Source organism: Streptomyces sp. NPDC032721 (genome assembly GCF_055579625.1).
Map to the genome: position 1 here is coordinate 22,704 of NZ_JBVIMX010000034.1, position 25,261 is coordinate 47,964.

19 protein-coding genes, 1 pseudogene and 2 CRISPR repeat arrays are annotated in these 25,261 nt (G+C 66.6%); of the genes and pseudogenes, 13 read left to right on the top strand and 7 right to left on the bottom strand.

The genetic code is table 11. The features are described from left to right. Window positions 1-2: 2 nt before the first annotated feature. The 3 genes from ACZ5PB_RS40835 to ACZ5PB_RS40845 all read right to left on the bottom strand — a co-directional run bounded on the left by ACZ5PB_RS40835 (window position 3) and on the right by ACZ5PB_RS40845 (window position 2,609). Window positions 3-653 (bottom strand): hypothetical protein, encoded by a 651-nt coding sequence (locus ACZ5PB_RS40835; RefSeq protein ID WP_468698547.1) that lies wholly within the window; start codon window positions 651-653, stop codon window positions 3-5. A 658-nt stretch (window positions 654-1,311) separates the two neighbouring features. Then, window positions 1,312-1,668: a hypothetical protein gene (locus ACZ5PB_RS40840; RefSeq protein ID WP_468698548.1), complete on the bottom strand. Its 357-nt coding sequence runs from the start codon at window positions 1,666-1,668 to the stop codon at window positions 1,312-1,314. Between the two features lie 71 nt (window positions 1,669-1,739). Next, on the bottom strand, window positions 1,740-2,609 hold the full coding sequence (locus tag ACZ5PB_RS40845) for an IS5 family transposase (protein WP_468698549.1): 870 nt from the start codon (window positions 2,607-2,609) through the stop codon (window positions 1,740-1,742). A 451-nt stretch (window positions 2,610-3,060) separates the two neighbouring features. Between ACZ5PB_RS40845 and ACZ5PB_RS40850 the strand changes: the two genes are divergently transcribed. Further along, the gene (locus tag ACZ5PB_RS40850) at window positions 3,061-3,738 is read left to right on the top strand and encodes a transposase (RefSeq protein ID WP_468698550.1); all 678 of its coding nucleotides are present in this window, start codon (window positions 3,061-3,063) and stop codon (window positions 3,736-3,738) included. Between the two features lie 832 nt (window positions 3,739-4,570). On the opposite strand, the gene ACZ5PB_RS40855 is transcribed toward ACZ5PB_RS40850, so the two are convergent. Then, the gene (locus ACZ5PB_RS40855) at window positions 4,571-5,005 is read right to left on the bottom strand and encodes a DUF8189 domain-containing protein (protein ID WP_468698553.1); all 435 of its coding nucleotides are present in this window, start codon (window positions 5,003-5,005) and stop codon (window positions 4,571-4,573) included. Between the two features lie 904 nt (window positions 5,006-5,909). Between ACZ5PB_RS40855 and ACZ5PB_RS40860 the strand changes: the two genes are divergently transcribed. Continuing rightward, window positions 5,910-6,539 carry a class I SAM-dependent methyltransferase gene (locus ACZ5PB_RS40860; RefSeq protein WP_468698555.1) on the top strand — a complete coding sequence of 210 codons (630 nt, stop codon included), beginning with the start codon at window positions 5,910-5,912 and terminating at the stop codon, window positions 6,537-6,539. A gap of 192 nt (window positions 6,540-6,731) precedes the next feature. Here the strand turns inward: ACZ5PB_RS40860 and ACZ5PB_RS40865 are convergent, their stop codons facing one another. Together ACZ5PB_RS40865 and ACZ5PB_RS40870 are read right to left on the bottom strand one after the other, a co-directional pair. Further along, window positions 6,732-7,622 (bottom strand): site-specific integrase, encoded by an 891-nt coding sequence (locus ACZ5PB_RS40865; RefSeq protein WP_468698557.1) that lies wholly within the window; start codon window positions 7,620-7,622, stop codon window positions 6,732-6,734. A gap of 212 nt (window positions 7,623-7,834) precedes the next feature. After that, window positions 7,835-8,419, bottom strand: a complete 585-nt coding sequence (locus ACZ5PB_RS40870) for an IS3 family transposase (RefSeq protein ID WP_468698558.1) — start codon at window positions 8,417-8,419, stop codon at window positions 7,835-7,837. A gap of 133 nt (window positions 8,420-8,552) precedes the next feature. Here ACZ5PB_RS40870 and ACZ5PB_RS40875 point away from each other — a divergent pair. From ACZ5PB_RS40875 to ACZ5PB_RS40885, 3 genes and pseudogenes are all read left to right on the top strand, one after another. After that, window positions 8,553-9,155 (top strand): annotated as a pseudogene (locus ACZ5PB_RS40875) (ISL3 family transposase); the annotation flags it as partial. A gap of 579 nt (window positions 9,156-9,734) precedes the next feature. Beyond that, complete coding sequence (locus ACZ5PB_RS40880; RefSeq protein WP_468698583.1) at window positions 9,735-10,097, top strand: transposase; 363 nt, start codon at window positions 9,735-9,737, stop codon at window positions 10,095-10,097. 311 nt (window positions 10,098-10,408) lie between these two features. Further along, window positions 10,409-10,813 carry a hypothetical protein gene (locus ACZ5PB_RS40885; RefSeq protein WP_391805455.1) on the top strand — a complete coding sequence of 135 codons (405 nt, stop codon included), beginning with the start codon at window positions 10,409-10,411 and terminating at the stop codon, window positions 10,811-10,813. Window positions 10,814-10,819: 6 nt separating this feature from the next. On the opposite strand, the gene ACZ5PB_RS40890 is transcribed toward ACZ5PB_RS40885, so the two are convergent. After that, window positions 10,820-11,134, bottom strand: coding sequence for a transposase (locus ACZ5PB_RS40890; protein ID WP_468698560.1), 315 nt, complete (start codon window positions 11,132-11,134; stop codon window positions 10,820-10,822). Between the two features lie 736 nt (window positions 11,135-11,870). Then, a CRISPR array of direct repeats spans window positions 11,871-13,441; the repeat unit is 37 nt; unit sequence GTGGCGGTCGCCCTTCGGGACGACCGAGGATCGCAAC. A 226-nt stretch (window positions 13,442-13,667) separates the two neighbouring features. Here ACZ5PB_RS40890 and ACZ5PB_RS40895 point away from each other — a divergent pair. The 8 genes from ACZ5PB_RS40895 (at window position 13,668) to ACZ5PB_RS40930 (ending at window position 25,249) form a co-directional block, all read left to right on the top strand. Beyond that, window positions 13,668-15,956 carry a CRISPR-associated endonuclease Cas3'' gene (locus tag ACZ5PB_RS40895; protein ID WP_468698585.1) on the top strand — a complete coding sequence of 763 codons (2,289 nt, stop codon included), beginning with the start codon at window positions 13,668-13,670 and terminating at the stop codon, window positions 15,954-15,956. A gap of 583 nt (window positions 15,957-16,539) precedes the next feature. Continuing rightward, entirely contained in the window at window positions 16,540-17,283 is a 744-nt protein-coding gene (gene cas5c, locus ACZ5PB_RS40900) for a type I-C CRISPR-associated protein Cas5c (RefSeq protein ID WP_468698562.1), read from the top strand. Between the two features lie 7 nt (window positions 17,284-17,290). After that, a complete protein-coding gene (gene cas8c / locus ACZ5PB_RS40905) occupies window positions 17,291-19,096 on the top strand; it encodes a type I-C CRISPR-associated protein Cas8c/Csd1 (RefSeq protein ID WP_468698563.1) in 1,806 nt (601 codons plus the stop codon). A gap of 67 nt (window positions 19,097-19,163) precedes the next feature. Continuing rightward, a complete protein-coding gene (cas7c, locus tag ACZ5PB_RS40910) occupies window positions 19,164-20,036 on the top strand; it encodes a type I-C CRISPR-associated protein Cas7/Csd2 (RefSeq protein WP_468698565.1) in 873 nt (290 codons plus the stop codon). After that, the gene (cas4, locus tag ACZ5PB_RS40915; protein WP_468698566.1) at window positions 20,033-20,701 is read left to right on the top strand and encodes a CRISPR-associated protein Cas4; all 669 of its coding nucleotides are present in this window, start codon (window positions 20,033-20,035) and stop codon (window positions 20,699-20,701) included. The genes cas7c and cas4 overlap by 4 nt, the downstream gene beginning before the upstream one ends. Continuing rightward, complete coding sequence (cas1c, locus tag ACZ5PB_RS40920) at window positions 20,698-21,732, top strand: type I-C CRISPR-associated endonuclease Cas1c (protein WP_468698568.1); 1,035 nt, start codon at window positions 20,698-20,700, stop codon at window positions 21,730-21,732. The genes cas4 and cas1c overlap by 4 nt, the downstream gene beginning before the upstream one ends. After that, window positions 21,732-22,022 (top strand): CRISPR-associated endonuclease Cas2, encoded by a 291-nt coding sequence (cas2, locus tag ACZ5PB_RS40925; protein ID WP_468698569.1) that lies wholly within the window; start codon window positions 21,732-21,734, stop codon window positions 22,020-22,022. The genes cas1c and cas2 overlap by 1 nt, the downstream gene beginning before the upstream one ends. A gap of 132 nt (window positions 22,023-22,154) precedes the next feature. Next, window positions 22,155-23,298: a CRISPR direct-repeat array (repeat unit 37 nt; unit sequence GTGGCGGTCGCCCTTCGGGACGACCGAGGATCGCAAC). Window positions 23,299-25,123: 1,825 nt separating this feature from the next. Further along, window positions 25,124-25,249, top strand: coding sequence for a hypothetical protein (locus ACZ5PB_RS40930; protein ID WP_468698570.1), 126 nt, complete (start codon window positions 25,124-25,126; stop codon window positions 25,247-25,249). The last annotated feature ends 12 nt before the right edge of the window (window positions 25,250-25,261 follow it).

Here is a 25,261-nt window from a genome sequence, read left to right on the forward strand (position 1 = left end):
CGTTAGTGCCGTGCGGCCAGCTCCTGGTTCCATCCCTCCTCCAACATCTCGGCGACGGCACTGACCCTGACCAGTGCCTCGTGCGCCATCTCGTCGTCGAAACTCCACGTCGGGGCGTGCTTCGGCCCACCGACACCGTCGTCAATGAGGCGGTGCGCGAAGGAATTGCGGCGGTCCTTCAGCCACACCAGATGCTCCCGGAACGGCACCTCGTCGATCGCCGCATGCCAGCGCGCTGCCAGTTCGTTTGCCTTCCGCATAAGGCCGGCCTTGTGGAGCCCGTCATCACCGGGGCGGTTCAGCAACTGGTTCATCAACGACTCGAGGGCCGCGACCGCTGCGGCGACGATGATGCCGGCGCTGATCTGCCGCGTTTCCGAGTCGAGGGTGGACATGGACTCCTCCAGGAGCATGTCGCTCTCCCCTTCCCAAGCGGGAATCCGGTGCGTGTTGTCCTTTCGCGCAGCCTGCATCTTGCCCAGCTCGATGTCGACGCTCTCGACGGTCCTGCGCCGCAACCAGGCCAGGGACGTCATGCGGTAGGCGAAGGGAATGAAGACGGCATGGCCGCGGCAGTAGAAGTACTCATCGTCGTACTCGAGCAGGAACGGCATGTTCCCGCTTTCCTGCTGCCCGCTCGTCACGTTACCCATCACTGAACTCCCCACTCGGCGGCCCGCGAACGATCAGACTCCCACGGCCCACTCCACAGCCGAATCGCTTTGCCAGGAACCTGTGGAGCCCGCGAGGGACCGAACCCCACAGGAGAGTTCACCGCGTTCGCCACCCTCTCGTCGGCCGCCTCACTGACGCCTGCGGCTGCCAGCCGAGTGGCGACTGATGCTGACCGACCAGCTCATCGCCGATCTTGGCCAGTGGGCCAAACCCACGGCAGCTACTTCAGGAGCACGTCCGCAACTGGTACGGCTGTGCTGATCGGCCCCGTGCGTGCCTGACGGCACAGGCACGGCACGTGTCGAAGGGGACTTTGGCGGGAGAATGACGCTTCCCGGTTTGTGCCACGCGCGGGTCCTGCCACCAGCACTGGTATGTGCCTGTCGGCCAGCAGCAGGACACCGTGTCGGAGCAGTTCATGGGCCGCTGCGCGCGCTGGTCCGTGTTCCGGAGGAGTGCGGGGCATGGAGAAGCGTGATTCCGGCCGTCGTGATCGTGTGGGAGACGGCTGCCCGATGGCGGAGGGTGTTGATCAGCCCTGCGTTGCGGAGGGCGGTGCCGTGTTCGCTGGCGCTGGACTTGGAAATGCCGACGAGCAAGGCCAGTTGCTGGGTAGAGCGTCCCGGGTGGTCCCTTTCACGGCCTGAGCCCGTTCTGCTGCACGTCGAAACAGATCAGACCCATGGACTCCGCGGCGGCCGCCGCGGAGGCCGACGCCTCTTCAGCCATGCTCCACCGCATAGCGAAGTAGATCAGCGGACCACTGGCTTCGCCGATCAACGGCCCGGTTGACCAGGGCGAGGTGTCCTCCTCGTCTTCGGTGATGTCGCACCACCGCTCAAGCAGCACAGCCACGTAGGCCGCGATGCGTTCGGATGGAGGCTCTTCCACTTCGCCGTCGATGTAGCGGTTGTACAGGTTGCTGAAGACCTGGCCAGCGGTCTTGTCATCCGCGGGCCTATCGCCTTCCCAGACAGCAAGGTCGTAGCTCATGCCAGGAGGCTCTCACGCTGCTCTGACAGGCATAAGAGACGACGTCTAAGAGGTCGATTCATCCTGTTGTTTCATCCCAAGATGCGGCTTTGATGTGCTGGTGTCGGGTCGCGCCAGGAGATGGTGCTCTCGCTGGTGAGGCGGCGGGCCATGAGGTCGGTCATGGCGAGGTGGATCATGGCTTCGGAACGGTGCGGAAGGATCTCGTAGTCGCGGGCCAGGCGGCGGTACAGCATCATCCAGCCATAGGTCCGCTCCACCGCCCACCGTTTCGGGATCGGCGTGAACCCCCTTGCTCCCGGGGTGCGTTGGACGATCTCCAGGTCGATGCCGAGAGTGGCGGCGTGGTCGACGAAGTGCTTGCGATACCCGCCGTCTACCCAGACTTTGCGCAGGGTGGGGTGGTCGGCGTCGGTCTGCTCCAGGAGGGTGCGGCCGGCGGTGGAATCCTGCACGCTGGCTGCGGTGACCAGCACTGCCAGCAGCAGGCCGAGGGTGTCGGTGACGATGCTGCGCTTGCGGCCCACGATCTTCTTGCCCGCGTCGATGCCCTGGCTCCGGGCAGGGACGCTGGTGGAGGTCTTGACGCTCTGGGCGTCGATCACGCAGGCCGACGGGTGGCGGTTCCTGCCCTCCTGCTGGCGGACCAGTTCGCATAACAGGCCGTTGAGCTGGGCGAATACACCGTCCTTCTGCCACCGGGCGAAGTAGCCGTAGACGCTCGGGTGCGGCGGGAAGTCGTGTGGCAGGTAGGCCCACTCGCAACCGGTGCGGTCCACGTAGAGGATCGCGTTCATGATCTCCCGCAGGTCATGCCGCGGAGGCCGGTCGAAGTCCAGGGCCCGCCCGCGGCGTTCGAAGCGCCAGGCCGACAGCACCGGCTCGATCAGCTCCCAGCGGGCATCGGACAGGTCACTTGGATACGCACGGCGTTCCGTCATGACCCCGGCCTACCGCCGCCCGGGGGCGCGCGCCCAGGCACACAATCCGCCGCGTGGAAGCACGGAACAGACCAGGGCGTCCTGGAATGAGACAGGCGTAAGCAGCCCGCCGCCTCATCCGCCACACCATCTGTCACACCAGGAGAGACAGCCCCCACAACCTCGCCAGCAACACAGCGAGAGGCCGAGCAAACCGTTCCATAGCGCCATACTCAAGATGAAAACGACCTCTCAAAGAGCGTTTTATCCCGTCCAGGGTGTTTGGCGGTCTTCTGGGTAGCAGGCCGGGCTAGGACTGCCGAGGTCAGGGTCGCTATCCGTGACGTGAGGGGCGGCTGACGCCATTACCGGGCACGTTTCCGCCCTTTCGCTCCTGTCTGATCCCAAGACGCCCCCACTCACTCCCGTTTGCACCCTGTGGCGGGATGTCGCTCGGCGGAACTATCGAAACATGTCTCGACAGCGCCCGTATCCGAGTGACCTGTCCAATGCCCGATGGGAACTGCTCGAGCCCATTGTGTCGGCCTGGCGGGCCGACCGGCGAGGGAAGGGCCTGGATATCGGGCGGCCGCCCGAGCACGACCTGCGCCGGATCATGGACGCGGTGTTGTATGTGGACCGGACCGGGATCCCCTGGCGCTACCTTCCCCACGACTTCGCTCCGTGGGAAACCGTCTATGGATACTTCGCCGCCTTGCAGAAGGACGGCGTGCTCGACCAGCTCAACGGCCTGCTCTGCCGACTTGTCCGGGAGGCTGCAGGCCGGGACGCCAGCGTCTCCGACAACGCCGGCGGTATTCATCTGCTCTCGCACACCGCCAAGGCCCACCCCAGAATCACCAAGGCATGGGCCGACAGCGGATATCGAACCAAGGCCATCGACCACGGCGCCACCCTCGGCATCGACGTCGAGGTCACCCGCCGCGACCCGGGCCAGAAGGGCTTCAAGGTCATCCCGCGGCGCTGGGTCGTCGAGCGGACGTTCGGCTGGCTTATGAATCACCGCCGCCTCGCCCGCGACCACGAAACCCACCCGCACCGCTCCGAAGCCATGATCCGCCTCGCGATGATCGACCTGATGAGCCGCAGGCTCACACGAGAGTCGACTCCGAACTGGAAGGACTCATAGCCGCCGGGCCACACTGACCGCGCGTCCTCGCCCCTCATAGCCTGCGGCCAGCGGTCATCAATGACACCCGCCGCTTCCCGGCAAGCGCGACAGGCATTCCCCAGCTGCGGCAGCCATCCGTAATCAGACGGCGACATGCCGACTTGCTGGACTCCGCACAGCGTCCTGTCGAAGATGCCGAAGGCGTGGGAAACGTCGAGGGGAAGGCCGTCCGCGACCGCCCTTTCCCAGCGCATCTCCACGGGCAAATACGGCTGGAAGCCGATGGCCAGGCCCTCATCGGGCAGGTTCGGGGCGGTGCGGGGGCTCACGTCATCGGCTCCATACGGGTCGCTCGGGCAACAGGTGCCACCCCATCTACGCCCGCCCACAGCCGCCTCGGGCCCCCGGCCGCCGAGGACGCCGTGGGGCGGGAGGATGCGGCGCACAACCAGGCTGCGCCTCCCGCCCCACGGACTGGGCGGCCCCGGGCAGTGCCGCCACGCCGGGCACCGGCCGCCTCCCGGCCGATTCCGCCTGCGGGGAGGGCGGGGGCAAGTCGCGGAGCCAGAAGGTGGGACCGCGGCCACCTGCAGGCCCCGGCACTGCTGTTCCCGCTCTGCGGACCGGCACCCCAAGTTGCCGTTGCAGGCCGCGGGAGCCGGGCGGCCGAGCCGATCACCGGCCGCGACCAGATGCGCAGCTTCGACCCTGCCAGGCCACTTCCGCGCCACACTCCTCGAAAGGCTCCTCGATGACCCGTGCTACGCGCCGCGCCGGTGTGCGGTCCGCCGCCAGTGACACCCCGTGGACCGCGTGCGGTGGTCGGGGCGAGTACCGCTCGCCCCGCCGGTTACGCGCAGTTATGGCCCTCCGGGATGGCGAAGCAGCGGGGCTGCCAGCTGGTCCAATAGCCGTTGGAGTGGCGCACACGGGCCCAGTCGTTGCCGTCCGAGCCGGTGGCGATGATGTAGAGGAGCGAAGTGCTGTTCTCCTGCTCAGGGGTCGCGTAGATGCGGCTCTGGACCCACCCGCCCATGGACATCCAGCCGTTCCAGGATCCGTCGGACCTGGTCCAGTTCGTCCACACCGCGTGATCGGCACCGACGACGAACTCCTCCTTCGTCCCGTTGGCGAATCTCATGGTCGAGACGCCGTACTCACAGATGTATGTCTGCCCCTTGGTCGAGCAGTAGGTCGCCGCCTGTGCCGGCGACGCCGCGACCCCCACCCCCGCGAAAGCGGCCAAAGCCGCGACTATCGCGAGGGCACTCTTGAATCCGCGCATGTCCATATTCCTTTGCCGAGTGGCGTGGTCATGTCGGGGAGCGGGAAGAACCAACCCCCCTGCCACCCGACGTGGATATCCTCGCCCTCTCCTCTAACGTCCCACTGGCGCTTCGCTTACGTCCTCGAGATGGAGGGCAGCCTGCCGCAAGCCAGCAAACCGCTTGTGCGATACAGAGCCGGCTACACCCTCGCCGTACTGGACCGCATCCTCAGCGAGGACCCATCACAGCCGGGACTCCTGAAGGCCCAAGACGACAAGGTCACAGACCCCACGGGCCGCATTCCGACGCCGCGAGGGCCCGTGACGGTCGAGTCTCTTCGATCCCCCCGGCCATCAAAGGCTTCCCATCACTGATGACGAAATCGTCGACAGAGCTGTGGCAGCTCAGACATTGGCGGGCAGCCCAGTCCCCCTGATCACCTACGACACCGGACAGGCCATGCGAGGACGCGCAGCCGGCCTCAAGGTGTGCAAGCTCAGGCTCGAACTCGGGGAAGAGCCTCCCTCGAACCAGAAGTATCCAACGCCTGTGGCACGCCGACAGCGTCCTCGTGAGCGGTCACTTTCTCCCCAGTCGGAATCGGTCAGCGATTCCTCCGAAGAGGGCTTCGGCAGCGTCGACGTGGGCGGCGTTGTGCTGGCCCCGCTCTGCCGGGTCGAGCCCAAAACCGTCCCAGGCCGAGCCGTACTGCTCATCCAGGCCCAGCATCACCGCAGGGGGCCGCTCCCGATAAGCGACGAACGATGGCACATTCCGCACCCCCTCAGACGTGTTGAAGCTGGCGCACAGCGGGCCTTTTCCGAACTACCGGGGCGTCCGTGATCCGGCGACGGGACGATCAGTCCCGAGAGGAAGGGCCGGAGAACGGCTGCGATCGGCGCGGGTGTTAGTTTCCTGCCTGTGTTAAAACACCAGGATGAGACCAGGGCGGCCTACGACGGGGTCGTCGAGCTCTATGCGTCGATGTTCACTAGTCGGTTGGAGACGCAGCCGTTCGCGCGGAACATGATCGGCACCTTCGCCGAGCTCGTGCGCGCTTCGGGGAACCTGCGGGTAGCCGACGTCGGGTGCGGACCCGGTCATCTGACAGCCATGCTGCACGACTTGGGGCTGGACGCCTTCGGGCTCGACCTCTCCCCGGCCATGGTCGACCACGCTCGGCGGGCCGAGCCGGCGCTGCGGTTCGACGAAGCGCGCATGGAGGCCTTGCCGGTCGAGGACGGCGCGCTCGGCGGGGTGCTGGCCCACTACTCGATGATCCATACCCCACCTGGAGAATTGCCCGCACTGCTCGCTGAGCAGGTGCGTGTCCTGGCACCAGGGGGGCTGCTCCTGGTGTCCTTCTTCGGGACGGAGGGGCCGGAACCGGTCCGCTTCGACCACAAGGTGGCGCCCGCCTATAGCTGGCCGGCGGAGCAGTTTGCCGAGTTGCTGGCCGGTGCCGGCCTTGTCACGGTGGCTCGGTTGCTCCACGACCCAGCGTCCGAGCGTGGCTTCCTCGACACCCACTTTCTGGCCCGCCGCCCGTAGAGCGTGCCCGTGGCCTGGGTCGGGGTGGTGTAGATCATCCGCGTGGAAGAAGCTCGTCCGCGCCGCCGCGTTCTGTGCCGACGTCCACTGAGCATCGCCAGAGGTGACGACCGTCCTGGTCACGAAGGCTCCGGCGGTGTGGCCACTGTTGTGGTGTGAGCAACGATCTCCCGGAAGGTGGGAATTCCCAGGTCAACGGACTCCTGCTGGGGAGATCTGTACGTCGAGCTGGCTGAGTTTCTCCTCGGCGCCAGCCAGGCTGACCTGGAGACCTTCGACCTCGCCGAGCCAGCCTTCCGTCTCGGCTTCGGTGACTCGGGCGATCAAGTTGTCGCGGATCTCGGCAAGCCGTGCCCGTTGGGCCGGGTCAGGTCGGAGGAGTGAGCATCTGACACAAGCGTGTTCATGAATGCATGGGGTCCCGAAGGCGCGTGCGCAGGTACCGATGGACACCTTCCGTTTCTCGAAGTGGGCGAGGAAGGCGTCCCACTCCTCGTTCGTAGGGGTCCGGTATTCCTCGCTGGGACGAAGTGATCGACGGCGGGCGATGAACGCGCGGTGGGCTTCGATGGCGTCCGTCGGGTAGATGGCGTTGTAGCCCATCGTGGTGTTGATGTCGGAGTGACCTGCGAGGACCTGCGCGATGTGGGGCGGCAGGCCGCTGCGGATTGCGTCGGTGATGAAGATTCTTCGGAAGTCGTGCGGCGCGAAGTCGAAGGGCTGGGCCGCGGAGTCGGTGAGCCCGGTCCGTTTCAGGACCTCGTTGAGACCGTCGCGGATCATTTGTCGGGACACTGGCGTGCGCTGGCCTCCGTATGTCCACTGGAACAGCAGCGGCATCGGCGGGTTCCAGATCTTCTCCGCGACGTCGTAGTTGGGCAGCATCGGGATCGCGCCTGTTCGAGGGTCACGGACGCGGGCGATGATCGTGCTGAGGAGATCCTCCAGCCTGGCCAGCAGCACCTTCACCGCCACCTGCCGCCCCCCCCGTTCGTCGAACGCCTTCCACACCGCACCGAACGCACCCCGCCCCAGCTCCACCACCAGCCGGTAACGTCCGTCCAGCACCTCTCCCTGCTCCACCCCAGCCCCCACACTTCCCCATGACGCACACCCGTACGCCCGCACCAAGGCCACGACCCTCTCACGACAGCGAACCCACGAACACGCCTTGCCACACAGCCAGTTAAGCGCAAACACCCGGCAGCACGACCGGCGACCGGGACGGCCGGCCGCAGTTCCGCCGTAGCGTCGCGAGGGCAGGGAATTGAGACGCTGAGATCTGAGCTTGCTCCTTAACCGCCCCTGCTGCGCCCCTGGGGACGACCCTCCTCCTGACCGGGCATTGGGTCATGTCGAGGGCATCGACGACGAGCTCGGCGCGGTGGTGGTCGGCCATGGCATAGCCGACGACCTCGCGGGTGGCCAGGTCCAGCCAGCAGGCGAGGTAGAGCCGGCCCTCGGCGGTGGGCAGGTAAGTGGGTGATGTCGCCGACCAGCTTGATCCCGGGGCGCTGGGCATGGAAGTCTCGGCCGATCAGGTCCGGGGCCGGCTTCGCCTTCTTGTCCAGCCGGGTCAGCGAGCGGCGCCTGCGCCGGGTGACGCCTTGGATGTCGCGCTCGCGCATCACGCGGGCGAAGCGCTTGCGGTTCACCCGCCGTCCCCGCCGCCGCAGTTCGGCGTGAATCCGCGGAACCCCGTAGGTGTGGTGCGAGGCGATGTGCAGCACCCGGCAGAGCAGCACGATCGGGTAGTGCGCCTTCTCCGCATGGATCAACCGGTACAGCGCGCTCACCGGTCGTTCTCCTTCACGAAGAAGGCGGTCGCTTTTGTCGGCTCTGTCAACGATCTTGTGATGGCATCCGGTTGAACTGGGCATCTACTGGGTGTGCGGTTAAGGGAATTTGGGGCGGCTACTCCCTCATTTGGCGGGTGTGGTCGTGGAGTCCGTCGAGCGGGTTGCCGGGGTGGTCACGTTTCGTACGTAGTGCCGGACGCTCCCGGCGAGATGTACGTCGTGCGCGATGCCGTCCTGGCGGGTGCACGGCCGGTACCTGCGCTGTCTCGCTGACGCGTCCCTCGGTGCGGCCCCCGTCGTGATCGAGTTCTTGGTGCGGCACTTCAAGTGCCTCAACTCTCACTGTCTGGTGGTGACATTCGTCGAGCAGATTCAAGGGCTGACCAGCCCGCACGCCCGCTACACCCCACTGCTTCGAACGGTGCTCACCTCGATCGCCCTGACGCTGGCGGGCCGTCCCGGGGCGCGGCTTGCCGGCGCGTTGAGCATCCGCGTCGCGAAGGACACCCTCCTGCGTCTCCTTCGCGCTGTCCCCAAGCCGCCTCCGGCCCAGGCCAGAGTGCTGGGCGTGGACGATTTCGCACTGCGCAAGGGCGATTCGTACGCCACCATCCTCGTCGACCTGGAGGCCCGCCGGCCGCTCGATGTCCTGCCCGGCCGGGACGCCGCGCCGCTGGCCGACTGGCTGCGCGGGCACCCCGAGGTGGAGATCATCTGCCGGGACCGGGCCGGCGCCTACGCGGAGGGCGCCCGCGCTGGTGCCCCGCAGGCGAAGCAGATCGCGGAGGGGTGGCATCTGTGGCGGAACCTCGCCGAGACCCTGGAGAAGAGGGTCGGCGCCCACCACGGCTGCATCCGGGCCGCGTTCGCGACACCCCTGGTCACCAAGGTGGACGCCGCCGGGGACCTGGTCACCGAGGAGTCGTCCATCGCGGACAGTGTCCCGTTCGTTCCGCCGGACGGGACACTCGACTTCGCGGGGCGCCCCCGGCGCCTGGTGGCCCGCACCACCGAACGCTACGAGGCAGTTCACCAGCGGCTGGCCGAGGGCAAGACCCTGGCCGCGATCCGCCGTGAACTGCGGCTCGACCACTCCACCGTTCGCCGCTTCGCCCGCGCCAGCAGTCTCGACGACCTCCTGGTCAAGGCCACCAACCGTGCGACCCTCCTGGACGATTTCAAGCCCTACCTGCACCAGCGGTGGACCGAGGGCTGCCACAGCATTCCCCAGCTCCACCACGAACTGCGCGAGCAGGGCTCCACCGGCAACATCCAGTGCGTCCGGCGCTACTTCCGCCCGTTCAAGAAGCCCCACAGCACCCTCCTGAAGGATCCGCCAGGACCTCCTCCCGAACCCCGTCCGGCACCGAAGCCCCGCCGTGTCGTCCGCTGGATCATGACGAACCCCGAGCACCTCGCCGAGACCGACGCGGCCGAGCTCAAGGAGATCCGGGCCGCCTGCCCCGAACTCGACGCCGCTGCACGCCACGTCCGCGACTTCGCCACCATGATGCGCGAGCACCGCAGCGACCTCCTGCCCGGCTGGCTGGTCCGGGTCCTCGCGGACGATCTGCCTGCCCTGCACTCCCTCGTCAACGGCCTGCGCCGCGACATCGGCGCCGTCACCGCGGCCTTTTCCACCTCCTGGAGCTCAGGCCAGGTCGAGGGTCACGTGACACGCGTCAAACTCCTCAAGCGCATGGGATTGGGCCGGGCCAACCTCGATCTCCTCCGCAGACGCGTACTTCACAGCCCGTGATCTTTTCGATGTCTCAAGATCGTCGACAGAGCCCGAACCTCCCCACCCGGCATAGGGTCTGCGGTGACCGCCCTGTCATGCTGATCGGCCGCCAGGGCGGGACGGTCTCTGGAAGAGTATGCGGAAGAAGAGAAGACACTATGCGAATTCCATGGCGCCGACGGCCGGCCGGGCGGCCTCGGCGACTGCTTGACGCTGCAGGGATCGGGCCCGGATCGACAGATGACGGCAACGACCAGGCCGTCGGTCGAGAGGTTGCCTATCGAGTCGCCCAGCGCAACTCCGGCGCGATCACTGAGGTTCTGGCGATCGTGGAGGAACTGCTCGAGGACGAGCCGAACTACGAGTTCGTCGTCTCACTGCTGGAGAACATCCAAAACCTCGTGTCGCACGGTCTCGACACGTTCTGGTCGCCGGACGAGGTATACGCCCTGCTAGGCCCCCGCAGTGCAGCCTGCTGGGGCACCCTGACCGGCTTCTGGACCGCAGTGGCCGATTGGTGCGCCCGTACCGGCCTGCCGTTGGAGCCTGTCGAACCGCTTCTCACCATCCAAAACGAGCAACTGAAGGTGCTGTTGTGGACAGGGAACCGGACCCTGTCCACTGGGGAGAAGCTCGGGCTCGCACAGGCAGTCCGTTACGAGAAGGCCAACGGAGCGTCCATACCCAGCTACAGCCACATCGCGGTGGCACTGCGCAGTACCGGACAACAATGATCCTGCTCAGCGTGCTCGATCGGCAGACTTCACAAGATTATCGCCAGAGCCCTTTTTCAGGATCTCGATCGTCTGCGGCTGTTCACGGTTCTCCCACCGCAGCCGCTTGAGCTCCTCACGCTCGGCACTGCTCCATTCGCCGGAGGTGCCCTCGCTCCAGTCCGCCGTGGCCTTGCGGTACCAGCCGCGCAGGGACTCGGAACTGATGCCCAGCTCCCGGGCCACCGCGGTGACCGTCTTGCCCGAAGAGTCGACGAGCGCGATCGCGTCCCGCTTGAACTGAGGAATTCCTGGAAGGTAATTCGCCTCTTGAACAGGCATGAATTCCCCAGCTGATCTTGTCGTTGGGTACGAACCCGAGACATAGTCATCGCCCTAGCCTGAGGTGGCGATAGCAGAGAGGCGTTGTCGTAGACGTTGCCCCATGCCGGGGGCAGATGCCGGTCGGGGCGAGGACGACGAGGCGGACCGTGGACGCCCATGAGAGGCCGGCACCGCGGTCGCCTAACGAGTGCAGCGCCCCAGCCTGGCGCTGGCACGTTCGCCCGCAGGCTGCGTGGAAAGACGGGGACTTCTTGTACCTCTGGCGAATCTCCACCCGCGATAGAGGGTGGGGCTCGCTAGTTGACGACGAGGACGCCCAAAGTGAGCCCAGCCATGCTGGCGGGCCTGGTGGAGGAACCAGCAAATGGCCACCCCGGCCGTACTGTTGCTGGCTTTCCCGGCAGTGTGTCAGTTGCTTATCTGTAGGGAGGGCTTCATGGAAGGCTGTACCCGTTCAGACAGCGTGAACGTCGATCGCCCTGTAGCGGAGTGCGCTCCAGGTGTTCAGCGGGCGCCGTACCTGAGTGCGGCGACTGGTCGTTCGTGGCCTTGGACTTCCTCGGGTCAGTGCGGCGGCTCCGCTGTGGTCTTGGTCTGCAGATAGGTTCGGAACCCCAAGTGCACACACGACACGCGAATCGCACCGAAGGGTTTTGTCGGAGAAGTGGTGAATTGGACCTACTCTCAGTGCTGTTGCAAAGGCTAGTCAGAGTGTTCTCGCTGCTCAAGCAGTGTGGCGGTCGCCCTTCGGGACGACCGAGGATCGCAACGCTCGATGGGTGCGCATCACGTACCCGGATCAGGAGTGGCGGTCGCCCTTCGGGACGACCGAGGATCGCAACCTCGCGCTCGCCTACGTCGCCATCATGCAGGCCGTGTAGTGGCGGTCGCCCTTCGGGACGACCGAGGATCGCAACCAGAAGTGGGAGAGGCTGTCGACGAAGACGACCGGGTGGCGGTCGCCCTTCGGGACGACCGAGGATCGCAACAGGTCAACGTCGCTGTTGTCGGTGCCGGCGGCGACGGTGGCGGTCGCCCTTCGGGACGACCGAGGATCGCAACCCCGTTCGTCGGCGGGTGCGCCGGCCGCGGCGGGGCGTGGCGGTCGCCCTTCGGGACGACCGAGGATCGCAACCCTGCTTAACCACGCGCGCAACACGCCGGGCCATGAGGTGGCGGTCGCCCTTCGGGACGACCGAGGATCGCAACATCACTCAGGCCACCGGCCAGCGCCAGCGTTGGGGGTGGCGGTCGCCCTTCGGGACGACCGAGGATCGCAACACCACGGCGGCAGAGCGCGCGGGAGTAGGGCGGGGAGTGGCGGTCGCCCTTCGGGACGACCGAGGATCGCAACAACCTGTCAGGCTATTTGCTGCACCCGGTGCACCCGTGGCGGTCGCCCTTCGGGACGACCGAGGATCGCAACAACGCCCGGTTGGACGCCGCCCGGTTCGGGCAAGCACAATGGCGGTCGCCCTTCGGGACGACCGAGGATCGCAACGGCGATGTTGGAGTACACCCACGGCCCCTCCCCGGGGATGGCGGTCGCCCTTCGGGACGACCGAGGATCGCAACGCCGCCAAGAAGGCCGCAGCGCGGGGCGGAAAGCAGATGGCGGTCGCCCTTCGGGACGACCGAGGATCGCAACGCGTCATCACGGGTCTCCGGCGGAGCATGCTCGATGAATGGCGGTCGCCCTTCGGGACGACCGAGGATCGCAACCATCTTGGTCGGCATCAGTCGAGCCCTTCTACGTGCTATGGCGGTCGCCCTTCGTGACGACCGAGGATCGCAACACGGAAGCGCCGCGGCCCGTCGAGGAGCAGCTCCGGATGGCGGTCGCCCTTCGGGACGACCGAGGATCGCAACGTCGAGGCCGCGTCGCAGATCGAGGGCACGGTCGAGATGGCGGTCGCCCTTCGGGACGACCGAGGATCGCAACCCGCCCGGCTCGCTCTCGCAGGAGGTGGAGCGAAGTATGGCGGTCGCCCTTCGGGACGACCGAGGATCGCAACAGGAACCCCGCCACCGACATGTCCAGTTGCTCGCAGGTGGCGGTCGCCCTTCGGGACGACCGAGGATCGCAACCACCGACACCGCGGCGGTCTACGCCGACTTCACCCCGTGGCGGTCGCCCTTCGGGACGATCGAGGATCGCAACAGCAACAGCAGTGAGCACCTCCTAGACCTGCGAGGTGGCGGTTGCCCTTCGGGACGACCGAGGATCGCAACGGATCTCGGGCGAGGCCCTGTACGCGGCACTTGGCGGGGCGGTCGCCCTTCGGGATGACCGAGGATCGCAACTCGGTCATCCCGGAAGGTGATCTATACCCCACATGGGCACCTGGTCGTTCTCGGAACGCAGCGCGCCGTTCCTCGGACACCCTGGCCTCGGCGGCCAGAAGCCTCTCGGCCACTGCGAAAGAGTGCGAGAAAGGCAGCTCGCGGCTCATTGTCGGTGGCACCGGATAGGTTCCCCCCACTTCATCAGTTCGGCGCACTGGCTGCGCCCCGAGCCATTCGGAAGATGATGTCCGATAAGCCCCTGTACGCCCATAGTTGCAGTTCAGTTTCAGGGTCCCGGCATTCTCTGGAAGATCACCTTCGTGGGTCGGCGGAGCTTGCCCGACGCTTCGGGGAGGTGTTCGGTGCAGGAGAACTGGCGGCTTACCTTGCCTTGATCCATGACGTAGGAAAGGGATCCTGCCTCTGGCAGAAGCGGCTCCTGGACGTGGAGGCCAGGGGAGGTGGGAAGGTGGGAATCGGGCACAAGCATGCGGGGACCTGGCTCGCCCGTGAGTACGTGCAGGGGGCATTCGGAGCCGTGACCTTCGGCCATCACGGCGGGCTGCCGGACATGGAGCGGCTCAAGGAAGAGCTGGCTCACGCATCGGCTGGAGGCAAAGAGGCCAGTGCGGTTCAGGAGGCCATCGAGGCCGTGGCCAACGTGGTACCGGAGATCCGGCCTGAGGGCTGCCTCCAGCTTCCCTCCTGGCTCACTCAGTTGCCGCGGGGTGAGTACCCCTTCGGTCTCGATCTGCTGCTTCGGATGCTGTTCAGCTGTGTGGTCGACGCGGACTTCCTCGATACCTCGGCCCACTTCGAAGGCCGCTCGGCGCGAGTCAGTGAGGACAGGGACATGGCCGCGTTGGCCGAGCGGTACGAGTTGCGCCGGGCGAAGATGCTGGCCGAACGCGAGCCCTCGCCCGTGGACGAGTTGCGACAGGGGGTGTATGCGCAGGCGTGTGCAGCAGCGGAGGGGAAGCAGGGTGTGTATGTGCTGCACGTGCCGACGGGCGGGGGCAAAACGATGGCCGCCGGGGCGTTTGCCCTGCGCCACGCGGCGGCCCATGGCCTGGGACGCGTGATCCTCGCTGTGCCGTACGTGTCGATCACTGAGCAGAACGCTGGCGTATACCGCGACCTGCTGGATCCCCGGCAGGAATCGGGCGAGGAGCCGGTGGTCCTGGAACATCACAGCACCGTGGACCTTGACAGCGACGAGAAGCTGACCGGCCTGAGTGACGAGCAGCGCGCCGAGCTGGAAAAGCGTGCGCACCTTGCCCGGCTGGCTTCGGAGAACTGGGATGCACCCTTCGTGGTGACCACCACGGTGCGCCTCTTCGAGTCGTTGTTCTCGCACAAGCCGGCTCAGATGCGGCGCCTGCATCAGCTTGCCGGATCCGTCATTGTTCTCGACGAGGTACAGGCGTTGCCCGACCGGCTCCTCGTGCCCGTCCTGAGCGTTCTGCGGGGACTCGTCGATCACTTCGGGGTCACCGTCCTGTTGGTGTCGGCTACCCAGCCGTCGTTCTGGGAACTGGAGAAGTGGAAGGAGCTTGAGCGGAACCAGGTCGTGGACGATCCCACAGCACTGTTCGAGGCGCTGCGGCGGGTCGACTATGAGTGGCGTACGGGCGAGGACGTCACGCTGGAGAGCATGGCTGCTGAGGCGGCCGAGTTCCCGCAGGTGCTCACGGTGGTGGGCACTACCAAGGACGCTGCCCGGTTCCACCGGCACCTGGAGCGTTTCGCGGAGCCCGGAGCGGCGGTGCTGCACCTGTCGACTCGGATGACGGCCGGGCATCGCCGCGAAACCATCGCCGAGATCAAACGCCTCCTGCTCGCCAAGGCGCCGGTTCAAGTGGTTTCCACGAGTCTCATTGAAGCTGGCGTCGACTTGGACTTCCCGAGGGTGTACCGGGCATGGGCGCCGGCGGAGTCACTTCAGCAAGCGGCCGGTCGCTGCAATCGAGAAGGGCGGCTTGCCAGCGGCACGGTGGTGATCTTCCGCCCCAGCGACGGTCGCCAGCCCAGGAGCAACTCGTATTCCGCAGCCCTGGAAGCCAGCGACATCCACTTCGGCCCTGGCGTCGCCGACCCCGACAACCTGGAAGCGCTGGAGGGCTATTACCCGCTGCGTTACAACCTTCAGCGAGGCAAACCCGGCGCGGGCCTCGGGTCGGAGGTGGAAGATCTGCGTCGTCGCCTCAACTTTCCCGAAGTCGACCGGAGCTTCCAGATGATCGAGGACGGACTGAGCGTCCCCGTGGTAGTGATCCGCCAGGAGGCAGACCGGGACGAGATCGAAAGAGCAGTTGCACAGCTTCGCGACCCCTACCACCCCTGCGGCCCCGAAGTGCTGCGCAGCCTGCAGCCGCATACCGCGTCCCTGCCTCGCTACGAGGCAGAAGAGGCTCTGCAGTCCGGCCTTGCCGAGTTGGTGACGGGCGACCTGCTGCGGTGGGACGGGGTCTACCACACCGCCCGTGGTCTGGACCCGGAAGAACTTGAGGATCGGAGTGTTTACAGCCTGTAAGTACTCGTACAGATGTCGACTGCTGCGGTGATGCGTTTCGTGGCACGCTATGGGGAGGCCAAGGGCCTGTGTGGCGGCTCTCTCGCCAGGTCAAGAGCGTGAGAGGCGAGGATCGCAATCATGTAGGAGGCGGGGCTCCTCTTTGAGTCCGTCAGCCAACAGTGCAGTGGGCCAGGGCTGAGAGCCCTGGCCCACATGTACAGCATCGGTCGTATCTGGGCTGTGGTCTTCCTCCAGAGGCGGAGCCCCTGTCCCACCATGTTCTGGTGGAGAGAAGGGACAAGAGGGCCCCTCTCCGACATGGAAGTCAACTAGGAGGCGTCATGCTTGCCATCGCTCTGACTGGCCCCGACATCTCAGTGGTCATCCTGATCCTTGTCGTGATCCTGTTGATCCGTCTTCGCCATGCGCAAATCACTCTGAGCGTCGGCTGATTGACGCCGTTAGCAGATGAGTGGCCCCTGCCCGTGGTGTTTGAGCAGGTAGGGGCCATTGTCAGTGGCCCCCCTTAGCGTGTGTCGTGACAGAAGTGCATGGCAACTCTCGTGGCCTCAGGGCCACTTGAAGGACGGAATGGTGGCTCATGGTGACTTCAGCTGTCCGCGCCCCGAGGGCGAGGCGCGGCAACGACGGGTGGGTCTTCCCGGACCTGGTGGTGGAGGTGGCCGGCCCCCTGGCCTGCTTCACCCGGCCGGAGCTGAAGGTGGAGCGGGTGTCGTACCCGGTGATCACCCCGTCGGCGGCGGTCGGGGTGTTGGAGGCCATCTTCTGGAAGCCTGAATTCCGGTACGTGGTGACGGCCATCGAGGTCCTCAAGCCGATCGAGTGGACATCGGTGCGGCGCAACGAAGTCAAGTCAGTGATCTCCGCAGGAGAAGTGGCGGCGCTGCGCAAGGACTCCCGGAAGCGTTACGACGTCGAGAGCGACCGTGATCAGCGCCACGCCATGCTTCTGCGCGATGTCGCGTACCGGATTCGCGCGCAGATTGTGCTCGCTGCGCACGCGCAGGGCGAGTCGGAGGAGAAGTACCGGGAGCAGCTGCGCCGCCGGGTCGACAAGGGCGCCTGCTTTTCCCAGCCCTTCCTGGGATGCCGGGAGTTCAGCTGCGATTTCGGCCCTGCTACGCAGAGGACGGCGGTCGGCCGGGACGAGGACTTCGGGGTCATGCTGCACTCCATCGTCTATCCCAAGGCCGGAGCGGAGGAGTACCGCTGGTTCCACGCCCGGATGCACGGAGGGGTGATGGATGTGCCCTTGCAGCCGCTGGGGGCTCAACAGGTCGCCATGCCGGGTTCCGGGTGGCGCGCCGACGGGCGGGGGGAGTGAACAGCACATGCTGTTAGCCCAGTTGAAGGGATATGCCGACCGGGCGGAGGCGCTCCCTCCGGCGTACTACCGCCCCAAGAAGATCCACTGGGTGCTCCTGCTGCCGGCTGGCGGAGGCTCTGCCCGGCTGTTCGGCCCGAGGCCCGCCAAGGGTTCCAAGGACGGGGCGATGGTGTCGGAGACTCCCTACGCCTACCGGTCCGGCAAGATGCCTCCGCCGTATCTGCTGACCGATACCGCCCAGTTCGTTCTCGGAGTGCCGAAGGCTGCTGCTGATGGTGCGGTGAGCGAGGCTGCCGGGTCCGAAGCGGTGCGCCGACGTGGTGAGTTCGCGGCTCTGCTCCGCGCCTGGGCGGCGAGCGTCCCCGATGACGTAGCGGCTCAGCGAGTGGACGCCTTCGTCGCTGCCGGCGGCCTGGAGCGGGTACCGCGTCCCGAGGGCCTGGTCCACAGCGACAACATCGCGCTCGCGGACCACCAGGGCAACCTCCTTCACCAGTTGCCGTCCGCCCAGGAGATGTGGGCGGCCACGGTCCGTGCGCGGAAGTCGGGTGGGGGCCCGCTGGGGCTGTGCCTGGTGTGCGGGGAGGACGGTGAGCTGCTTGCCACTATTCCGGAGAGCATCAAGGCCGGGTCGATTCCCACCAGCGGGCTCGGCCGGGATGCCCAGCTCGTGAGCATCAACGCCAGCGCGCAGGGTCGGGGTGGTGTGCTTCAGCTGCTGAACACTCCGGTGTGCGAGCGCTGCGGGTCCCGCTCGATGGCCGCCCTCAACCACCTCCTCGCCGAGGAGCGTCATCGCCGACGGGGCGCCGACTCGGTGACGGTGTGGTGGACCCGGCAGGAGGCCGAGTCCTACTTCGACATCCTGGACAACCCTCAGCCTGAAACCGTGGGGCGCCTTCTCGACAGCCTGCACGAGCGTCCCGACCCCATCACCGTCGACCGGGTCGACGACAACGACTACTACGCCCTCACCCTCGCCCTGAACAACGCACGGGTGGCCGTTCTGGACTGGCTGGACATCCCGCTGGGGAAGCTCCGCCGTCACCTTGGCGCCTGGTTCGAGGATCACAAGGTCTTCGACGGCTGGGAGGGTACCTGGCGGTACCTGCCGTTGTGGCACCTCGCCATGGCGGCCGGCCGGTGGGACCCGAAGGCCGGTCGGTATGTGTCCCGCAGTGCTCCGCGCGGGCTGGAGAGTGAACTGCTGCACGCCGCCCTCTCCCGAGGGCCGGTGCCCGCCCGCCTGCTGCCGCACCTCCTGCAACGTATCCGTGCCGACCGGCGTATCGACGCGCCCCGTACCGCGCTGCTGCGTCTTGCCCTCCACCCCGACCGTACGAACGAGGAGCTGAGCGGCCCCATGCCCCGCCAGGACGACACCAACCGCGAGCCCGGCTACCTCTGCGGGAGGACCTTCGCCGTGCTGGAGGCCATCCAGCGCTCGGCCCTGCCTGACATCAACACCACCATTGGCGACAAGTACTTCGGCACCGCCATGACTGCCCCCGCCGCCGTCCTCACCAACTTGCGCACCGGCGCCAACGCTCACCTCAAACGGCTCCGCCGGGACCGCAAAGGCACCTACTACGCCCTGGACGCCCGCCTGTCCTCCGCGTACGCGGACCTTGCACAACTCGACGACGGCATCCCCGTCCTGCTCAACGCCCGCCAGCAGGCGTGGTTCGTGCTGGGCTACGAACAGCAGCGGGCGGCCGACAACGCCGCTCGTGCCGCCCACAAGGCGGCCAAGGAACAGGAACATGCCGAGGCTGAGGACGGCCAAGAGCCGACCGTCACCTCCGCCTGAACCACTCCCCACGCACTGCCCCAGTACCTGCTGTGCGCCCCTACGTCACCACCAGGAGCCCCTCACCATGACCGCACCTCACCTCGACCCCACCCGCAAGATTGACTTCGCGTTCCTCATCGAGGCACGGGACTCCAACCCCAACGGTGACCCGGACGCCGGCGGCATGCCGCGCACCGACCCGGTCTCCGGGCAGGGCCTGATCACCGACGTTGCCCTCAAGCGCAAGCTCCGCAACACCGTGGCACTCCTCAACGAGGACGAGAAGAAGCCCGGATATGACATCTACGTCGAAGCCGGAGTTGCTCTCAACGCCCAGCATGAGCGCGCCTACGCTCCCGACGCACTCGGTGGCGACGCCAGCCAGCTCGATGCCCGCCAGTGGATGTGCCAGACGTTCTTCGACATCCGGATGTTCGGCGCCGTCATGACCACCGGCAAGAAGAACCGACAGGCCGGCCGCGTCCAGGGGCCACTCCAGCTGACCTTCTCCCGCTCGGTCGACCCCATCACGCCGCTGGAGTACGGCATCACCCGCGTCACCCCCACCAAGCAGGAAGACATCGACTCCGGCAAGGCCACCGAGATGGGCTCCAAGCACATCGTCCCGTACGGGCTCTACCTCGGCGAAGGACACTTCAGCGCCCCCCTCGCCGCCCGCACCGGCGTCACCAGCGACGACCTCGCCATGTTCTGGCGCGCCTTCACTCTCATGTTCGACCACGACCGGGCCGCCGCCCGGGGAGAACTCAACCTCCGCGGCCTGTACGTCTTCACCCACGACGACAAGTACGGCAAGGCCCCGGCACGCCAGCTCCTGGACCGCATCACGATCAAGGGTCCTGGCGACGCAACCGCTCGCTCCTTCCACGACTACCAGGTAGAGGTTGCCGAGGCCGGGCTCCCCGACGGAGTCACTCTCACCCGCCTCATCGGATGAGCAGCCCGCTCCCTCGGCCCGGAGGGGGAGACCTGCTGCAGGTCCCCCTCTCCGCGCTGGAGCACTACGCCTACTGTCCCCGCCAGTCCGGTCTGATTCTCCTGGAGGACGCCTTCGCGGACGACGCAGCCACCGTCCGAGGCACCCTGCTCCACCAGCGTGTCGACACACCCGGCAACCGAGGGCGCGGCAGCGTACGCACGCTGCACGCACTGCCCGTCTGGCACGACGGATACGGGCTGACCGGAATCTGCGACACCGTCGAACTCCATGCCGACGGCAGAGTCCTGCCCATCGAACACAAGTCGGGCCGTTACCGCCCGGGCGGGCCGGCCGACGTCCAGGCTGCAGCTCAGGCCATCTGCCTGGAGAACATGTTCCACCAGGACATCCCCGAAGCCGTCATCTACTCTGCCGCAGACCGACGGCGCCACACCGTGGCAGTCGACGAAGCCCTGCGCGATCGAGTGCTCCAAGTCGCCGACACCGTACGAGCCATGCTCACCAGCAGCCACCTGCCCCCGCCGGTCGCGGACGGTCGATGCCGACGCTGCTCCATGGCCACGGGATGCATGCCGCACGTCCTTGCTGACACACCGCGCTACCGACAGGCCCTGGCGGACCTCTACCGCTCCGACAACCTCCCCGAGGACAACGACGCGTGACCACCGAACTCCTCAACACCCTCTACGTACAAACACAGGGCGCGGACCTGCGACTCGACCAGGACACACTCCGCGTCCACCTCCCTGACACGCCCGGCCGCAAAACGCTGCCCCTGCGAAGGCTCGACGGCATCGTCGTCTACGGGCACATCAACCTCTCCACCGAACTCATCACCCGCTGCGCCCAGGACCATCGCCCTGTCACCTGGATGAGCAGAGGAGGCCGGTACCTCGCCCGCCTCGACGGCGCTGTGCACGGCAACGTGCTCCTGCGCCATGCCCAGCACCAGGTCCACGACAGCCCGGACCACCGGCTTGCGCTTGCCCGCAACATGGTCGCGGGCAAGATCCGCAACAGCCGCTGGGTCCTGTTGCGTGCCGCGAGGGACGCTTCCCCCGCACCACGAGAAGAGATCAGACAACACGCCGCAGAACTCGCCGAGGCGCTCGCGAAAACGGCCAGTGCGCAGAGCCTGGACATTGTCATGGGGGTGGAAGGCAACGCCGCCCGCAGCTACTTCGCCGCTCTCCGCCATGTTCTGCGACCCACCGACGGCCTCCCCGCTTTCGCCCACCGAAACCGACGTCCGCCCACGGATCCCGTCAACGCCCTACTCTCGTACACGTACGGGCTACTGCGCGGACTCGTCCATGGAGCTGCCGAACAGGTTGGCCTCGACCCCTACATCGGCTATCTCCACGGCATCCGCCCCGCGAAACCCGCCCTCGCGCTGGACCTGATGGAAGAGTTCCGCCCAGCTCTCGCCGACCGGTTCGCCTTCACTCTGCTCAACCGGCGCCAGCTACGTGCCGAACACTTCGAGACCCTCGCCGGAGGAGCGGTCAACCTCACAGAGGACGGCCGAAAGAACGTCGTCAGCGCGTGGCAGGAGTGGAAAACCCAGCCCTGGGAACATGCCATAGTCGGCCGCCATGTCCCCGCCGGGCTCCTTCCCGTCATTCAGGCTCGTCTTCTCGCCCGACATCTCCGCGGGGAACTCCCCGGTTACCTCCCCTGGACGGCCTCCTGATGGACCTCCTCCTCACCTACGACGTCGACACCACCACTCCGGCAGGGCGGCGCCGACTTCGCCAGGTCGCCAAACTTTGCGAAGGTCACGGACTTCGCGTCCAGAAATCCGTCTTCGAGATCCTCGCCGACGACAAAGACCTTCTGAGGCTCCTGGCCAAACTCGACGACATCATCAACACCGACACAGACAGCATCCGCATCTACCGTCTCCCTTACGCTGGCTTCGACGCAGTCCAGACACTCGGCACTGCTCAACTCCAGCCCCACCGCGAAGACCTCGTCCTCTGACGCCTTCGGAACCCCAAGCACACACGCGACACGCGTATCGCACCTAAGTAAGATGCCCGAAGGTTCCTACTTGTTCCACGTGGTTTCACCCCTCTGAAGCAGTTAGGGAAGCCTTGCCGCTGGTCAACCAGTGTGGCGGTCGCCCTTCGGGACGACCGAGGATCGCAACCACCGAAGTTGAAGAACGAGCCCGCCCCGGCACCGCGGTGGCGGTCGCCCTTCGGGACGACCGAGGATCGCAACGCGTGGGAGGAGCACGAGCGGTGGACGCGTGCAGCTGCGTGGCGGTCGCCCTTCGGGACGACCGAGGATCGCAACATCGGCGGTCGCCTTGTGCTCGGCAAACCGGATCGCGAGTGGCGGTCGCCCTTCGGGACGACCGAGGATCGCAACGCGTGTCTGGGCGGATATCACCAACTGTGCGACATTGTGGCGGTCGCCCTTCGGGACGACCGAGGATCGCAACGTGGTTCCGCAGCGGTGGCAGACGAGCCCGGCCGCCGGTGGCGGTCGCCCTTCGGGACGACCGAGGATCGCAACCCGTTGGCCGCTAGGAGGAGCACGTCCCGCTGGCGGCGTGGCGGTCGCCCTTCGGGACGACCGAGGATCGCAACATCAAGAGCACCGAGCTAGGCCCCGTGCTCGGGATGTGGCGGTCGCCCTTCGGGACGACCGAGGATCGCAACCGTGACGACAGCCCGCTGCCCCTCGTCGGCGCCACCGTGGCGGTCGCCCTTTGGGACGACCGAGGATCGCAACGCGCTCGTCGCTCATGGCCCGACGCTAGCCATCCCGTGTGGCGGTCGCCCTTCGGGACGACCGAGGATCGCAATTTCTGGGCGCGAGCCACAAACTCCGCGGCGTTCCAAGTGGCGGTCGCCCTTCGGGACGACCGAGGATCGCAACCTTCGGACCCCTCGATGATGAGCGCCGCGAACTCACGTGGCGGTCGCCCTTTGGGACGACCGAGGATCGCAACACCGACGCCGCCCCCGGCGCGCAGTTCACCCTGTCCGGTGGCGGTCGCCCTTCGGGACGACCGAGGATCGCAACTCCGCCGAGGTGCGGATCGTCGGCCGCAGCGTGTCGTGGCGGTCGCCCTTCGGGACGACCGAAGATCGCAACCGTCGGGCCAGCGGACGCCGAGGGCGACGATGCCCGTGGTGGCGGTCGCCCTTCGGGACGACCGAGGATCGCAACAGGAGCACCTCACGCGGCTGGCAGACCAGATCACGGGCGTGGCGGTCGCCCTTCGGGACGACCGAGGATCGCAACCCGGGCCCAACGTCTGCCGCAGCCCGGAGGTGACTCGTGGCGGTCGCCCTTCGGGACGACGAGGATCGCAACAGCAGTGCGACCAGGTACGCGCCGATCTCAGGCCACGTGGCGGTCGCCCTTCGGGGCGACCGAGGATCGCAACTCCGATGTAGACGTGTGCCGGGTCGCTGGAGGGAAGTGGCGGTCGCCCTTCGGGACGACCGAGGATCGCAATTCCTGGGCCGCCCTCGACCAATCCCTCCATGCCCGCGTGGCGGGAGCCCGATCGCAACCCCACGCGCTTGTGAGGGTGTTCCGCCGGACAACGGGACATCGCCGACCACCGCAGCTGTCGTTCTCGCCGAGGGCGATGCCTTCGGGTTGGGGGAGTGCCGGCGTTCGTAGGTGTTTGTCGAGTTCGTTGGGCTGGGAAGAAATGGTGCCGCGCGAAAAGGTGGCGCTTAGAAGACGCTTGCCCTTCTTCAGTCGTCTACCACGTTGACCTGCATAAACGTCGGATCGTGGAACGAAATCCGTGACGCCGTTCCATAGATGTTCCACGGGCACCTGGACGGCAGTGATGTTCCATGGCCCGGGTGCGAACCCCCGCTGCCCACCAGTGTCGCCGACTGCGCTCCTCCGCGTACCTGCGGGGCGGCAGGGAACAGGGGACGCGAAGGTCCGGTGCGGAAACAATCTTGATGTGCCCAGTGTTGTCGTCCATTCAGGCGACGAGAGCACGGGGTGACGATGAGGCTGTTCACGGTGACCGATGGGGTGACGGCGGAGGGCGGTGCCGGTCCTTCCGGCTCGTCGGCGGAGGTGACCGGGTGCCGAACGAGGCGGTCGCGTTCGTACGCCGGCAGTTGCTGCACCTGTACGAGCAGGGCGGCGCCCAGGCCGCGCTGGCATGGGGTGCGGGGAAGCGGTGCGCGTTACGGTCGTACTGCCATGTCATTCACGTGGTCACTCGATCGGTTGATTCTTGGCAATGTCGCCATCCTCAAAGGGTTCTCCATGTAGACGAGTTGAGCGCATCTCCCGTTGCTGTCGGTGACCCATGTGACAGCACGCGATAGTTCGCCAAGGGGGAGCCTGGCCATGGAAGGCGTGGCGAGGTATAGAAGTAGGGGATTCCTCCGGTCCACCGCCAGGGTGGCAAGGACGTTAAGCCCGTAGCCACCACCCAGACACCGCTGCCTTCTGGTGGAACGGTCCTCAACTGGCGCGCGTTCGCAACTCGTCCTCATCCGGCGGGCCACTCTGCCCTGGAGTCGGCCCCTCATCCGCATCGCCCGCTGACCGATCTTCCCCATCAGGCCTACCTCGAAGAGACCTGTGGGCGCGCCGCCAGGCATCTACGACTTCTGGAATCTGGTCGAGGACCTGTCGCACTTGGGTCATGAGAACCGCAACAACGGTGCCCGCAGCGAGAATCCACAGGACGAGTGTTGCTTCCACTGTGCCCTCCGTCTTTCGGTGACGGGTCAGGCAAAGCGCAAGCTCAGCCTGACCAACGAATTGGTCGAAGCTGAGATCGCGCCAGCGCAGCGACTCAGGTGGTGCGAATCGGTCTCATGGTCTGAGACCGAAACTGGGTTGTTTCGGAGTGTTTGCAGCATCGTGATCGCTCGTTCACGTACAGAGAAGCGCCACCACGGGGCGCTGACCCGTGGTTTTGCGGTATCGGAGCCGCTGCGTGGGGCTCCCGACTCTGACGCCCCCTGGGGGACGACGCTGGGTTTCGGCGACCATACCAACGGATTCGTAGCCGTGCAGGCATTCCGTGAATGCCGGTGCGATCATGGACGCGGGTGCGGGGGCGTACCTGACGGAGGAGTTCCGTGGCTCGCCCCACCAAGGCCGCGCGCGCAGCGATCACCAAGCGCCGTGCCGACGTGATCGACCTGCGCCAGGCCGGGGTCGACTGGCTCACCCTCGCCCGTAAGCTGGCCGCGACCCCTCCCTGAACTCGGACGGTG